11 protein-coding genes are annotated in these 13366 nt (G+C 71.7%); 3 read left to right on the top strand and 8 right to left on the bottom strand.

Annotation, left to right across the window (positions count from 1 at the left end; genetic code table 11):
- Positions 1–54: 54 nt before the first annotated feature.
- On the top strand, positions 55–1248 hold the full coding sequence (tuf, locus tag ACZ3KJ_RS10635) for an elongation factor Tu (protein WP_389513285.1): 1194 nt from the start codon (positions 55–57) through the stop codon (positions 1246–1248).
- 200 nt (positions 1249–1448) lie between these two features.
- Here the strand turns inward: tuf and ACZ3KJ_RS10630 are convergent, their stop codons facing one another.
- Positions 1449–1610, bottom strand: coding sequence for a hypothetical protein (locus ACZ3KJ_RS10630; RefSeq protein ID WP_467526150.1), 162 nt, complete (start codon positions 1608–1610; stop codon positions 1449–1451).
- 124 nt (positions 1611–1734) lie between these two features.
- On the opposite strand from ACZ3KJ_RS10630, the gene ACZ3KJ_RS10625 reads away from it, so the two are divergent.
- Together ACZ3KJ_RS10625 and ACZ3KJ_RS10620 are read left to right on the top strand one after the other, a co-directional pair.
- On the top strand, positions 1735–2868 hold the full coding sequence (locus tag ACZ3KJ_RS10625; protein ID WP_467526149.1) for an acyltransferase family protein: 1134 nt from the start codon (positions 1735–1737) through the stop codon (positions 2866–2868).
- A gap of 320 nt (positions 2869–3188) precedes the next feature.
- On the top strand, positions 3189–3644 hold the full coding sequence (locus ACZ3KJ_RS10620; RefSeq protein WP_467526148.1) for a hypothetical protein: 456 nt from the start codon (positions 3189–3191) through the stop codon (positions 3642–3644).
- Here the strand turns inward: ACZ3KJ_RS10620 and ACZ3KJ_RS10615 are convergent.
- The 7 genes from ACZ3KJ_RS10615 to ACZ3KJ_RS10585 all read right to left on the bottom strand — a co-directional run bounded on the left by ACZ3KJ_RS10615 (position 3604) and on the right by ACZ3KJ_RS10585 (position 12975).
- Positions 3604–4500 carry a hypothetical protein gene (locus tag ACZ3KJ_RS10615; RefSeq protein WP_467526147.1) on the bottom strand — a complete coding sequence of 299 codons (897 nt, stop codon included), beginning with the start codon at positions 4498–4500 and terminating at the stop codon, positions 3604–3606. The two genes, ACZ3KJ_RS10620 and ACZ3KJ_RS10615, sit on opposite strands and share 41 nt — an antisense overlap.
- 234 nt (positions 4501–4734) lie before the next feature.
- Complete coding sequence (locus tag ACZ3KJ_RS10610) at positions 4735–7686, bottom strand: poly(A) polymerase (RefSeq protein WP_467526146.1); 2952 nt, start codon at positions 7684–7686, stop codon at positions 4735–4737.
- A gap of 83 nt (positions 7687–7769) precedes the next feature.
- Positions 7770–9431 carry an RNA ligase family protein gene (locus ACZ3KJ_RS10605; RefSeq protein WP_467526145.1) on the bottom strand — a complete coding sequence of 554 codons (1662 nt, stop codon included), beginning with the start codon at positions 9429–9431 and terminating at the stop codon, positions 7770–7772.
- 243 nt (positions 9432–9674) lie between these two features.
- Positions 9675–10256, bottom strand: coding sequence for a hypothetical protein (locus ACZ3KJ_RS10600; RefSeq protein WP_467526144.1), 582 nt, complete (start codon positions 10254–10256; stop codon positions 9675–9677).
- Between the two features lie 97 nt (positions 10257–10353).
- Positions 10354–11886: a putative T7SS-secreted protein gene (locus tag ACZ3KJ_RS10595; RefSeq protein WP_467526143.1), complete on the bottom strand. Its 1533-nt coding sequence runs from the start codon at positions 11884–11886 to the stop codon at positions 10354–10356.
- Positions 11887–11908: 22 nt separating this feature from the next.
- Complete coding sequence (locus tag ACZ3KJ_RS10590) at positions 11909–12652, bottom strand: hypothetical protein (RefSeq protein WP_467526142.1); 744 nt, start codon at positions 12650–12652, stop codon at positions 11909–11911.
- On the bottom strand, positions 12649–12975 hold the full coding sequence (locus ACZ3KJ_RS10585; protein ID WP_467526141.1) for a hypothetical protein: 327 nt from the start codon (positions 12973–12975) through the stop codon (positions 12649–12651). The genes ACZ3KJ_RS10590 and ACZ3KJ_RS10585 overlap by 4 nt, the downstream gene beginning before the upstream one ends.
- Positions 12976–13366 lie beyond the last annotated feature (391 nt).

The raw sequence follows: 13366 nt of genomic DNA, 5'->3' as shown, positions 1-13366 counted from the left end.
TCACCTGGCGCCGATGAACCAAGGCGTACAGAACCACTCCACAGGAGGACCCCAGTGGCGAAGGCGAAGTTCGAGCGGACTAAGCCGCACGTCAACATCGGCACCATCGGTCACATCGACCACGGTAAGACGACCCTCACGGCCGCCATTACCAAGGTGCTGCACGACAAGTACCCGGACCTGAACGAGGCCTCGGCCTTCGACCAGATCGACAAGGCTCCTGAGGAGCGTCAGCGCGGTATCACCATCTCCATCGCGCACGTCGAGTACCAGACGGAGGCGCGTCACTACGCCCACGTCGACTGCCCGGGTCACGCGGACTACATCAAGAACATGATCACCGGTGCCGCGCAGATGGACGGCGCGATCCTCGTGGTCGCCGCCACCGACGGCCCGATGCCGCAGACCAAGGAGCACGTGCTCCTGGCCCGCCAGGTCGGCGTTCCGTACATCGTCGTCGCCCTGAACAAGGCCGACATGGTGGACGACGAGGAGATCCTGGAGCTCGTCGAGCTCGAGGTCCGTGAGCTCCTCTCCGAGTACGAGTTCCCGGGCGACGACGTCCCGGTCGTCAAGGTCTCGGCGCTCAAGGCGCTCGAGGGCGACGCCGAGTGGGGCAAGTCCGTCCTGGACCTGATGGACGCCGTCGACTCCGCCATCCCGGAGCCGGAGCGCGACGTCGACAAGCCGTTCCTCATGCCGATCGAGGACGTCTTCACGATCACCGGTCGCGGTACGGTCGTCACCGGCCGTATCGAGCGTGGTGTCCTGAAGGTCAACGAGACCGTCGACATCATCGGCATCAAGACCGAGAAGACCACCACCACGGTCACCGGTATCGAGATGTTCCGCAAGCTGCTCGACGAGGGCCAGGCCGGTGAGAACGTCGGTCTGCTGCTCCGCGGCATCAAGCGCGAGGACGTCGAGCGCGGCCAGGTCATCATCAAGCCGGGCTCGGTCACCCCGCACACCGAGTTCGAGGCGCAGGCCTACATCCTGTCCAAGGACGAGGGTGGCCGCCACACGCCGTTCTTCAACAACTACCGCCCGCAGTTCTACTTCCGTACGACGGACGTGACCGGCGTCGTGACCCTCCCCGAGGGCACCGAGATGGTCATGCCGGGTGACAACACCGAGATGAAGGTGGAGCTCATCCAGCCCATCGCCATGGAAGAGGGCCTGAAGTTCGCCATCCGTGAGGGTGGTCGCACCGTGGGCGCCGGCCAGGTCACCAAGATCAACAAGTAAGTCTGTCGATCTGACCTGGTAGCTCCAGCAGCGAGCTCCTGAGAGGGCCCGTACGACTTCGGTCGTACGGGCCCTTTCGCATGTCCGCGCCGGACCCGTCCGGCCGGCCGGACGCTCGGACGCTGGGCCGCCCAGCCGGTGCTCACCGGCCGAAGGCGCCCCTCCACCCCTCCCGCTTCCCTCCACCCCTCCCGCTCCCGTCACCCCTCCTGCCCGGCCGCCGTCGGCTGGGGGCCGATCGCCATGCACACGAGGACCCCGGCGCGCACGACGAGGCCTCCGAGCAGGGCACTGAGGAAGCCGTCGACATGGACGCCGCTGCCGAGCCCGGAGCTGATCCATGAGACGAGCGCCGCCGTCAAGTAAAGCCCCGAGAAACGGACTTGGAAGCTCCGGCGAGCGTTGCGGCAACTTCGCCGGGCGCCCGCGGGGAATGTCCCTCTGCGTTCCCTGTGAGGTGGTTGTGTCCGTCGTAGTCTCCCCGGGATGACTGGCCTGACCCTCCCCCCTCTCGCCGTACGGCCGGAGCGCCGCCCCGCCCCCGCCCGGCGCCGGGAGCGGGCGCCCCGCCTCCACGCCCTCGACGGCATACGCCTGCTCGCCGCGCTGATGGTCGCGCTCCACCACTACGCCGGAACCTGGCGCGCCGACCGGCCGGGCAATCCGATCTGGGGCCGCCCGGTCTCCGAGATCATGCCGACGGTGTTCCACGTCGCCTCCTACGGCTGGATCGGCGTGGAGGTCTTCTTCGTCGTCAGCGGCTTCGTCATCTGCATGTCCTGCTGGGGCCGTACGCCGAGGCAGTTCTTCGTCTCCCGTGTGATCCGCCTCTACCCCGCCTACTGGTTCGCGGTGCTGTTCACGACGGGCGTGCTGGCGGCGTGGCCGGGCGTGTGGGAGCGCCTGCGCTGGCGTGACGTCCTGCTCAACCTGACGATGCTCCAGTCGGGCTCGGGCGTGCGGAACGTGGACGGCGTGTACTGGACCCTCTGGTCCGAGCTCCGTTTCTACCTGCTCTTCCTGGCCGTGGTCGCCACCGGGCTGACGTACCGCAAGGTCGTGCTGTTCTGCTGCGTGTGGGGCGCGGCGGCGATGCTCGCGCCGGTGGCGGACCTGCCGTTGCTGGAACTGGCCGCCGACCCCGACGGCGCCTGGTACTTCATAGCCGGCCTGGCCCTCTACCTGATGCACCGCTTCGGCCCGGACCTGCTGCTGTGGGGCATCCTCGGCATGTCGTGGCTGATGGCCCAGCGGGAACTGGGCCTGCGGATCGACGAGGTCGAGCGGGTGTCCGGGTGGCGGGGCGCGGTGCTGGTCTACACCGCGTTCCTGGGGATCATGGTCGCGATCGCCCTCGGCCGGACGGACCGGATCCGCGGGCGGTGGCTGGAGACGGCGGGCAGCCTGACGTATCCCCTGTACCTGACGCACTACGCGGCCGGTACGACGGTGATCAACCGGCTGCGGGACGAGCTGGACGCACGGCTGCTGGTGGCGCTGGTGCTGGCCGGCTTCCTGGTGCTGAGCCTGCTGGTGCACCGGTGCGTGGAGCGCCCGCTGGCGCGGGTGGTGAAGCGGGGGCTGGAGACGTCGTTCGCGCGGGTGCGGGGCGCGGAGTAGGGGCTGCGTGCGGCGGCGGTTGTCAGCCTGCTTCCGTCGCGAGTCGGCGTCGAGCGGGTGGGGGGACGGCAGTCATGGCACGACCGGCGGTGCGGCGGCGCCTGTGGGACCGGTTCACCGGCACCACGTACCCCGACGGCGGTGTCGTACCACTGCCCGCCCTGGAGGTCAGGGCCGCACTGCTCGCGCTCAACGGGCCGGACGGCCGTTCCGCGTCCGCAACGCCCTCCCCGCCGAGAAGGCGGACCTGGTGGCGGAGTGGCGGGTCCCCGAACTGGACATGCCCCTCAGAACCCGCATGCGCTTCGTCCCCGGCACGTGTGAGGTCCTCACCCGGGATCGAGGGCGTACCGGACCCGGTCGAGGAACTGGAGCGGCCGGACACGGTACGGCGGATGTGCCGCGCCGGAGCCGATCTCCAGCTCGCCGAGCTGGTGCAGGCACTGGTCACCGCCGCCCTCGTCAAGGCGGGGGGCGTGGCGGACGTACGGCAGGACGCGGAGCGCGTCGCCGAGGTGCTGGCGATCGCCGTGCGGCTCGTGGGACAGAGCACGCCGGCTGCCGCTTTCCGTACCTGGCGGGTGATGTTCCTGCCGGACATCGTGCGGCCCGGCTCGAACGCGCCCGAGGCCGGGAAGGCAGGCTTCCGGGCGTTCGCCCGCGTGCTCGACGGCCTGCTGGAACCGGATCAGGCTGCCGGGTCGCCGATGCCGCTCGGGACGGAAACCGGTTCGGTCACTCCTCTTCGAAGATCGCTTCGATCGTCGGGGCGGTGATGGCCCGGGACAGCCACGTGCGGAGGGTGTCGGTGTCGTGGCATGAGGTGATGCGGCGGCGGGCGTCGTCGGGGATGTGGAGGCCGCGCTGTTCGAGGATGAGCAGGAGGGCGTCCGCCCGGCCTTCTGCCTGGCCTTCTGCTCGGCCTTCTGCCCGGCCTTCGTCTCGGATTTCTTCGGAGAGGTAGGACTTGTAGAAGGAGAGGTCCACGGCCACCAGATTCCTCCAGAGGTGCTTGGCCGGGCGGTTGCCCAGCCCCTGTGCGGTGAGTTCGACGATGGGGTCCGCGATGTCTTCGGGCATGTCCCTCAGCGCTGTGGACAGGGCTTTCAGTATGGCACCGATGTCCGGGTCACCGGCGTGTGTGATGGCCGAGAGCGTGGCGAGGGCGAGGTCGGCGCGGGCCTCGTCCGGATCGGTGATCACCGGCATGTTGTGGGGACCGGCGACCACGGGGCGCAGGGTGAGGGTGGGCAGCTGAGCCGGGCCGCTGCTGAACGGCTGCTCGGCCCAGAGCGCTGTGGCCCGGTCCTGGCACACGACCATGAGGGCGGTGGGCAGCCGGTACTTGGTCCAGAGGTAGGAGGTGTAGTACGCCCAGCTCGCGGGCTTGACGGGGTCTTTCTTCCCCTGGGCCTCGATGGCGAGGAGGAAGGCGTCCCGCTCCGCGGACTCCAGCCGCAGCAGCGTGTCCACGCGGCGCTCGACGGGGCTGGTCTCGGTGAGATCGGTGGGCATGACCGTCACCTTGAGGGGAGCTGGGACGGGGAACCCCAGGACCTGCGAGACCCGGCTGAAGAGCCCGGGGTCGTGCCGGAAGATGTGGTGCATCGCCTCGTGGGACGAGCTGACCATAGGATTCCTCGCTGTTTCGGACGGTGAAGGCTTCCGCTCGGCGGGCGCGGCAAAGGACAGGCACCGCGTTCGGGCGGGTGGAGCGGCCGCTGGAGAGGGCTCGCCTTCGGGGAAGCGCGGGGCGAGCATAGGGCGGTGAACCGGGCCAAGATCCAGCCGAATTAAGGATGATCACTCTTCCGGGTGATGGGGTCCGCCGGGGAGGAAGGCGGGGCCGGATCGGTGATCGTTCCTTCAGCGCAGGGTCGGGACCTCGCCGCCCTCGGCCCTCGTCAGGGTGACTCCGGTCAGGCCGCGCAGGCGGCGATCCGCGATGGCCGCGAGGTGGTCGGCGGGTGGTGGGGTGGGGCCCAGGCCGATGGCGTAGCGGGCCGGGGCCGTGGTGAAGGGGCGGGGCCAGGCGTGGCAGGCGGGGGCCGTCTCCGCGAGGTCGGTGACCAGGGCCCGCATCCTGCCCCGTACCCGGCCCTCGTCCGCGTCCGGTCCCACGGCCAGGACCGCCCAGGCCGCGTGGCGGCGGTGGAGTGGGGGAGGGGCGAGCAGCTCGGACCAGAACTCGGACCAGAGCTCGGCCCGGGGACGGCCCGGGGATCGGCCCGTGGACGTGTCCAGCACCTCCCAGGCGCGGAACAGCTCCTCGGTGACGAGGTCCCGCATGCCCGGCGTGACCTGGTCCGTGCAGGGGCGCACCGGCGCTGACGGTGTCGTGATGGTGACGGGGAGCGCCGTCCGGGCCGTGCCGCCCACGGGGGTGTGCCAGTCCCAGGCCGCCCACGTCGCGAAGAAGTGCCGCAGCAGCTCGTCCGGGGGCAGGTCGCCGGACTCGCTCGCGGTGCGGGCGGCCAGCACCGACCAGGCCAGGCCCGGCACGCCCCCGAACGGCGCCGAGTCCAGGCCTCGCGCCTTCGCCCACGCCTTGACCTGCCTGGCCAGTCGGGCGAAGGCCGGACCGTGGGCGCCCGCCGAGGCGAGCACCGCGTCGGCGTCGCTCACCGCGCTCAGCGCGACCGCCGCCGACTCGCCCAGCTCGGCCCGGCGGTCCACCGCCTCGGGCGGGTCCATCGGGCCGGTGGCGACGACGACGAGGTCCACGTCCGGGCCGTCCGGCCCGTCCAGTCGCAACCGCAGGCCGGGGACGCGGGCCCCGACCACCTCCCGCACGTCCCTCGCATCGGGGAGCGCCTTCGTCAACCTCGCCTGTACGGAGGAGAGTTCGACGACGCCGGGCAGCGCGGCCACCAGGTCCAGGTCCGCACCGGGCAGCGCGCAGCCCATGCGCCGGGAGCCGACGACGTGGACGACACCGCCGGGGAGCGCCTCGGCGATCCGGTCCGCGATCCGGTCGGCCGTCTGGTCGCCCATCCGGTTGGCCGTCCGGTCGGTGATGCGGTCGGTGATGCGGTCGGCGATCCGGTCGGTCATCTGGTCGGTGACGCAGTCGGCGGTCCGGTCGGCCGCGAAGGTGTCGGCGGCTCCCGCCCCGTACCCCGGCTCCGCCTCCCTCCAGCTCACCTCCCCCGTCCCCAGCCGCACCGTCCCCCGCACCCGCATCGGCTCGTCCCCGCGCCGGGACAGCAGCGCCAGCTCTCCGACCCTGACCGGCATCGGGGTGAGCCGGGCCGCGCAGGCGGCCGCCAGGGCGTTCGGGTCGGTGGTGCGGCCCAGGCTCAGGTGGGGGGTGAAGCCCGCGTGGCGGCCACGGCAGCGGGGGAAGTGGCGCCGGAGGGTGCGGTGGAGCTCCGTCCACGGCTCCTCGCCGGCGGCCGCCGGGTCGAGCCAGACCGTGGCGTCGTCCCGGTGGCCGAACCAGTGCACGCCCTCCAGCCGGGCGTCGAAGAAGGGGACCGGGGCGGCCGTGACCGCCGCCGCGAGAACGGACGCCGCCTGCTCGAAGGCGTGCTCCGGGACGAAGCCGAAGAGCAGGTTCACGTGCGGGGGCCAGCGGTGGATCTGCGGGTCGTGGTCCTGGCGGATGTCCTGGAGCGGCGGCCACAGCTCCTCGGGCGGGATCCACGCCAGTGCCGTACGGGGCGTCGGCCGGGCGTCGAGACGGTCGAGGGCCTCGGCCGCCGGGGACTCCGGTGCCCGCGTCGTCACCTCCGCCCGCACTCCGTAGTGGTCCGAGAGGTACAGCCCCTCCGCCGTCGGTGCGTCCCCGCAGAGTTCCGCCCGCCGCACCCGCAGGTCCTCGCCCCGCAGCAGCACCCGGTCCAGCCGTGACGCCCGGCCGGTCAGGGACGAGACCGCGGCCAGCGGGTTGGTGCCCGGGTCGAAGGTCGGGGTCGCGTCGTCGGCGCCGTGCGCCTCGCTCCACGCGTCCCGCATGCCCAGCGTCAGCTGCGGTGTGTGGCCGCCGTCGTTGAAGTCGCCCAGCAGGAGCAGATCGGCGTCCGGAGCGGCCAGTCCCTCGGCGAGGGCGGTCAGTTCGGCGGTGCGCCGGCCGGCGCCGTCGTCGGAGTGGTCGCTGCTCAGATGCGTCGCCGCGACGACGAGGGGACGCGGGCCCGCCTCCACGACCAGGGCCGTCACCGCCTTGTGCGGGCCCAGCACGTGGAACGCGGCCTCGCGGACGGGCAGCCGGCTCAGGAGCAGCAGGCCGTACGCGTCCATGTCCCGCCCCCGCGGGTCCGTCGCCAGCGTCCACCCCGCCCGCACCCACGGCTCGCGCAGCAGCGGGGCGAGGAGCTCCGCCTCGACCTCCTGCAACGCGATCACGTCCACGTCGGCGTCGCGCAGCGCCCGCAGCAGCAGCGGCCTGCGCCGGGCGCTGTCGATGCGCTCGGCGTCGTACCGGTCCCAGAGGGTGTTCCAGGTCAGCACCCGCACATCGCCGGAGCCGGGCGCGGCGGTCCCGCGCGGGCGCGGTACGGGCGTCCAGTCCTCGCCGTCCCACGCGTGGGGTGAGCGGGCCGTGAAGAACGGGGCGCGCAACAGCCGGGCCTCGCGCACCCGGCCGGCCTCGGTCGCGTCGATCCGGTCCACCCCCGTGGCCCGGTCCCACACCAGCTCGCCGTCCGCCTCGAAGAACAGCACCCGGTGCCACGGGATGTCACCGCCCGGGACGAACGCGGGCAGCGGCACGCGCTCGGGGGCGGCTCCGCGCTGGAGCACGCCCAGCACGAAGCGGGCCGGGTCGAAACGCGCGTCCCAGCGCACCCGGTGGTAGATCTCCTCGCTCGTCCGCACCGTTCCTCGCCCTCTCCCCGTACGTCTTCCTCAAGCCTCCACCGGAGACCTCCGCCCTGAGACCTCTTCTTGCGGTCTCTTCCTCAGACCTCGTCCTCCACGGACCCGCTCGCCCCGACGTACCAGGTGCGGTGCGCGTCTCCCGGATAGGGCGGGCCGAAGCGGCGCAGCTGGGCGGCGAGCACGTCCGGCGGCACCGGGTGCGCGCGGCGGGCATTGCGCCGTACCAGCTCGTCCTCGTCGACCAGGACCACGGCGTGGGTGGTCAGGGCGTCGCGGCGGTGGGCGACCGCGTGCACGAGCGAGCGCTGCTGCCGGTTCAGGGAGGTGGCGTCCCACACGACGGTCCCGCCGGCGGCCAGCGCACCGTCCAGCCGGGCCAGCCCCTCGCGCAGCACGTCCGCGTTGGCCCGCTGGTCGGCGCGCGCCCCGCGTGCCTCGCGCAGGTCGTCCAGACAGACGTACGCGTCCACGCCCGGCAGCCGCCGGGCGAAGGTGCTCTTGCCGCTGCCGGCCGGGCCGGACAGGTGGACCAGCTTCGGGAAGGCGCCGGACCGCAGGCGCCAGGTCGCGGCGACGGCCTCGGCGGGACCGCCGATCCGCCCGTCGGCGTACGCCTCCCGGGCCTCGGCCCGGCACCGGACGGCGACGTCGGCGGGCAGGTCCCGGAACGCCTCCCGCAGCGCGTCCTCGTCCAGGGCGACGACGTCCTCGGCGTGCAGCGCCGACCACTCCGTCTGCTCGCGCGCCTCGTCCGTGTCCGCGGTGGCCCGGGCGACGGCGTGCAGCAGACCGAGGTCGGCGGCGTACGACAGCCGCACCAGGCCGGACCGCCGGTCCTCGTCCGGGTACGGCCGGTGCAGCGCCGGGTGCAGCCCCACGAGGTCGGCGACCCGGCGCGCGAGCGGCATGCCCACCACCCCGGCGAGCCGCGCAGCGATCCGTGCCCGCCGGCCACCGTGCAGCAGGGCGGCCAGGACGCCGGCGAGCCGGTCGTCCCCCGACCGCCGGGCCGGGGCGAAGCGGGCGACGGCGTCCGGATCCCCCTCGCCGGGCAGCCCGACGGCCTCCGCCAGCGCCGCCGGCTCGACGGCCGCGCCCGAGCGCACGGCCCACAGCGCGGACCGCGGGCCGAGCCCGTTGGCGACGACGGCCGTGTGCATCCAGTGGGTGTCCGTCCGCACGTGCCCGGCCCGCACCCACTTGGCCACCCGCGCCCCGAACTCCCGCGCGTCGAACCCGTCCACGACCCGGACGACGTACCCCTCCTGCCGTTCGAGGTCCAGCCGCAGGGCGCGCAGGGCCCGCTCGTCGAACACGCCCCGCCACAGCACCCGCGGCACGGGCACCCCGAGCCCCTCCAGGAAGGCCACGGTCCGGTCCCAGCCCAGGCAGCGGCCGCGGTCGTCCCACACCGAGAAGCCGTAGAAGTAGCCGTCCAGGGCGTCGTACGCGATCGAGTGGCGGGCGTACAGGTTCTCGCCGCACACCCGCCAGCCCTCGGGGACGGCGGGGCCGACGCGGGCCTGGAGCGCCTTGACCCAGGTGCGCGAGGGATGGTGGGCGGAGTCGAGGGAGCGGGCGTGCAGGCCGTCGGCGTACAGGGTGGTGTTCTCGCCGTCGAGCTTCTCGGTGACGACGACCTCGCGGCCGCGCAGGCCGGACAGGTCGGCGACCCGCAGATCGTCGGCACTCGCCCCGGGCGACCAGGGCAGATGCCGGGTCCGCGGATAGTGCGTACGCATGCTGAAACGCTCCCCGTGCCGACCGACGTACCTGGTCAGCGTAGGAGCGCGGGACGGGGCCGGGCGAGTGGATTACGCACGTCCCCGTCCCGGCCCTTGTCCCGGATTCCCCCCGCGATGTAGAGCACGGGCGGCCCGCGACTCGCTCTCGCCTCGGACGCGTGGGCGGACAGCGGGGCGTACGCGGCGCGAGGTCGAACGCCGTTCAGGACACCTTGCGGTCAGCGCAGCGGGAGCGCATCCTTATCGCCTGTGTTCCCAGGTCTGGAGGACCGCCAGGGCGTAGGCGACCCGGACGTCCAGGTGGCGCGCTTCGAAGTGGTAGAGCCCGCTGACGCCCCGGTAGTCCAGGACCGTGCCGGCGCCCTGCGCGCGCCAACAGGTGCGGACGGGTCTCTTGAACGTGTAGTCGTCCGTAGTTCCGTCGAAGAAGGCGTACACGAGCGCGCAGAGCGCGAAGAGGAACCAGAAGGGTGCCGTCACCGCGTAGGTGAGCCAGGCGTACCAGGTGCCCTCCTTGCCCGTGACAGGTCGTGGTGTGTCGAGGAGCCGCGCGGACCAGCGGACGCGGCGGGGCCAGGGCAGGAGCCTGCCCGCACGGCGGCTGATCCTGGCCAGGGGCGTGCCGTCGACGGTGTGGACGTCGTAACCGTCCGGAGCGACCGGGTGGACGGAGCACCACGGCCTGCCGCCCGGTCCGTCGTGGATCCAGAAGGGTGACGGCGCCTCGCGGTTCCCCCCTTGCGCGGATCGCGGTGTGAACACCCTGGCCAGAGGGGCGTCCTCCGCGCGGCGGGCGGTCGACAGCCGGATCGTCGATGTCATCTCGGCGTCGGCCGGCAGGCCCCGTGACCCCGGATCGGATACCGGAATCGGGTTGTTCGGAGAGATCAGGAACGCGTACGAGCTGTGGTCCACGGTGTCATCCGAACGGGTTGGCGTCGGCCAGGCCGCCGATGACGTCGCCTGCGACCTCGCGGGCGCGGTCGATCTTCTCGTGGACGACCTCCGATCCGTACTGGACCTCTTCGGTCGCGATCCGCACGCCCTCCTTGTAGAGGTTCTTCGCGCCGCGCGTCGCCTCGTAACCGCGTGCCGTCCAGGACCGGGGGTCGATGTAGCGGCCGACGGTCTCGCCGGTGTCGTCGATGATCGGCCTGACGGAGTCCGCGAGTGTGGGGATGTGTCTCAGCGGGGTGTTCTCGATCAGTTGGGGCATCACCTTCTGGAAGGCGATATCCGTTATCCCGGCACCGGGCCGGTACAGGTTGTAGTCACCGAATTCCTTGGCTACGGCGACCTTGAAGCGGTCCGCCAGGGTGTCCGCGGTGATGTGGATCGCATGGGCCTTGCTGCCGAGGGCGCTGACGTTGCGCATCACCCATTCCTCGGCGTCGTCGCCCAGTTTCGCGGTCCCCCCGACGTGCTCGATGATGTCGTCCGCCCGCTTCCAGGCGTCGGAGGCCTTCGCTCCGAAGTCCAGGACGTTCATCGGGATCTTGACACCCTTGAACATTCCCTTGCCGACCTTCCCCAGCCGCAGGAGGTCGCCGAACGGCACGAAACCGACGAGGTCCAGGCCGATGTCCATCCAGTTGCCCTTCTTCGCTCCGGCTGCCCAGCCCACACCGTGGAAGAGGAGAGCACCCCCGTTGAGCACCATGCCGATGCCCTCGAAAACGACGGCGCCGATGATCGTCTCGGAGAAGATGATCGCGAGGACGTCGCAGGCGGCACTGGCGTAGCCGAGCCAGTCACCGATCTCGTAGATCGTGTCCGCATGCTTCTCGATCCATTCCCAGAGGTCGCCCGCGAGGTCCCTGATGCGGTCGCCCAGGCCCTTGACGGCGTCGGCCAGCATGTCGAGGAGGGACTCGACCGGTGCGGCTTCGGCCGCCCTGCGGATCAACCCCGCGGCGACGCGCGCCGCCGCCTGGTGGTCGTGCAGCAGCTCGCGCGCCTTCTCGACGATCGCGTCCAGATCGTCGCTCGCCTCGTTCACCCGTGTCGTCGCGCGGTCCAGGCGCCGTTGCGCGTTGCGCAGTTCCTCGTCCGTGTCGAACGTCTGGCCCGCCAGCTCCAGGTCCGGGTTGTTCCGTGCTTCTTCCAGCGTCTTCCTGGCCGCCGCGGCTTCTTGTTCGTACTGACGCGCCAGCGCCTGGAAATCCGTCATCCGGGACTCCCAGGTGCGCAGCGCATGCGCGGCGTCGATCAGTGAGTCGTGCCCGGTGGCCAGGTACTTCGGCAGTACGCCGGTCTTCTTCGCGAAGGCGGAGGCCGCTTCGCCCACCCACGCCCCGTCGGCTTTCCCCAGCCGGTTCAGGGTCTGGTGCGCGTCGTGGAGCTGCTTGCCCACTCCACTGAGCGCGGTGACCAGTTGGTGCACCGACGACGGCACACCCGGTGCGGGATCGAAGCCGAGTGCGTCGTACGTCTGTGCCGTCTGTGGATTCATGGGGACGATCTCCTCGACGCGATCAGTAGGAGCCGAAGGGTGAGGGGGGAGGCGGGACCGTCTCCGGCGGGGCCGCGGACGCCCGCGTCTTGCCGAAGGCGACGGTGTCGGCGATGTCCGCGAGGACGGCCTGGTAGTGGTAGAGGTCCTCGACATCGGCTGTGCTCAAGCAGAGCAGGAGCAACCGGTCCTCGGCGGGGAACGGGACCCAGACCTCGATCCGGACGAAGAAGCGTTCCTGTCTCCCCTCCGCCTCCGACAGGGTCCACACGGCACGGGACCCGGCGACATGGACGACCGCGGGGCCGGCGGGAAGGGAGACGAGCTGGACCTCGCCGCCGTCGCCCGCCTTGTCCAGAGCCTCCGCGATGCCCGCGGCGGTGAAGCCCGGGTCGGGGTTGTCCAGACGGCGCACGCTCACGGTGAGCGTGGCGCGGCTGATGCGCTCGGGAGCTTCGGAACCGTCCGCGCTGCCGCCGATGGGGAAGACGCCGAGCGCGTTGTAGACGGTGCCGCCCTCGACGAGAGTCTGGGCGTTCGCTGCGTACATGGCCGTGGTGAGCTTGCGCAGGGGCTCCAGGTCCTCACGCTCGCCCCAGTAGTCGCCCGCGAACTGCCGCATCCGCGTGGAGGAGACGTCCTCGTCGGCCCCCACGGGCAGGGGGACGGCGTGGAACTCCTGCTGCACCTGGAACTGAAATGCCGGTGGTGCGGCGCCGGAGCCCGCCGCAGTCGACGCGGCCGTCGCGGTGGGATCGGGGATCACTGGCCGGCAGCCTCCGTGGACCTGTCGGCCACCTTCACGGACTGCACGAGTCCGGTGACCTCGTCCTCCAGCTGCTGGTAGAGCCGCCCCGACAGCGCGACCTTCTCCGTGATGCCACCCGTGGCGTCTGCGATCAGCTCGATGCCGTAGCCCCACTTCTCCTGGAAGTCGTCGCAGGCTTCCTCGAGCTCGGCTGAGCCCGCGCCCTTCGGGCCGATGTCCTTCAGCTTCCTCATCGCGGACCGCATGCCGTCCGCGCATTCGGCGAGGTCGACGACGAGCCGCGCGAGCGCGTCGAACTCGACCTTGTAGTAACCGGTCATCCCTGTTGAGCCCCCACGCATCTCATCGTCCGACGATCATCGCAGGGAACGCGCGCGCCGGAGGGGGGACCGGTCCGTCGGTGCGGGTGCACACAGGAGCTTTCCGAGTCCTTCACGCGGGTCCCGGAATCCCGGACGAGCCCCGAACGGTTTGACCTACATCACCTTCGGGGTATTCTCTCCGGCTCGATTGGCGGAGCCCCTGCCCCATATGGCAGACTGTCCGAGTTGCTCGGTCGAGTGTTGATGCTGCGCGCCTCCCGCCGGGAGGACCGGAAGCGAGTCCCACAGTACTCGTCGCCCTAACTGCCACACGGCAGCGCTGGGGCGGACGTACGGGAATCTTCCGGGAAGTGTGAGTGCGGCACCGGCCAGGCACCCGGTGGGCCTT

Source organism: Streptomyces sp. NPDC003248 (assembly GCF_055563235.1).
This window is presented reverse-complemented; position numbering and strand designations above follow the sequence as displayed.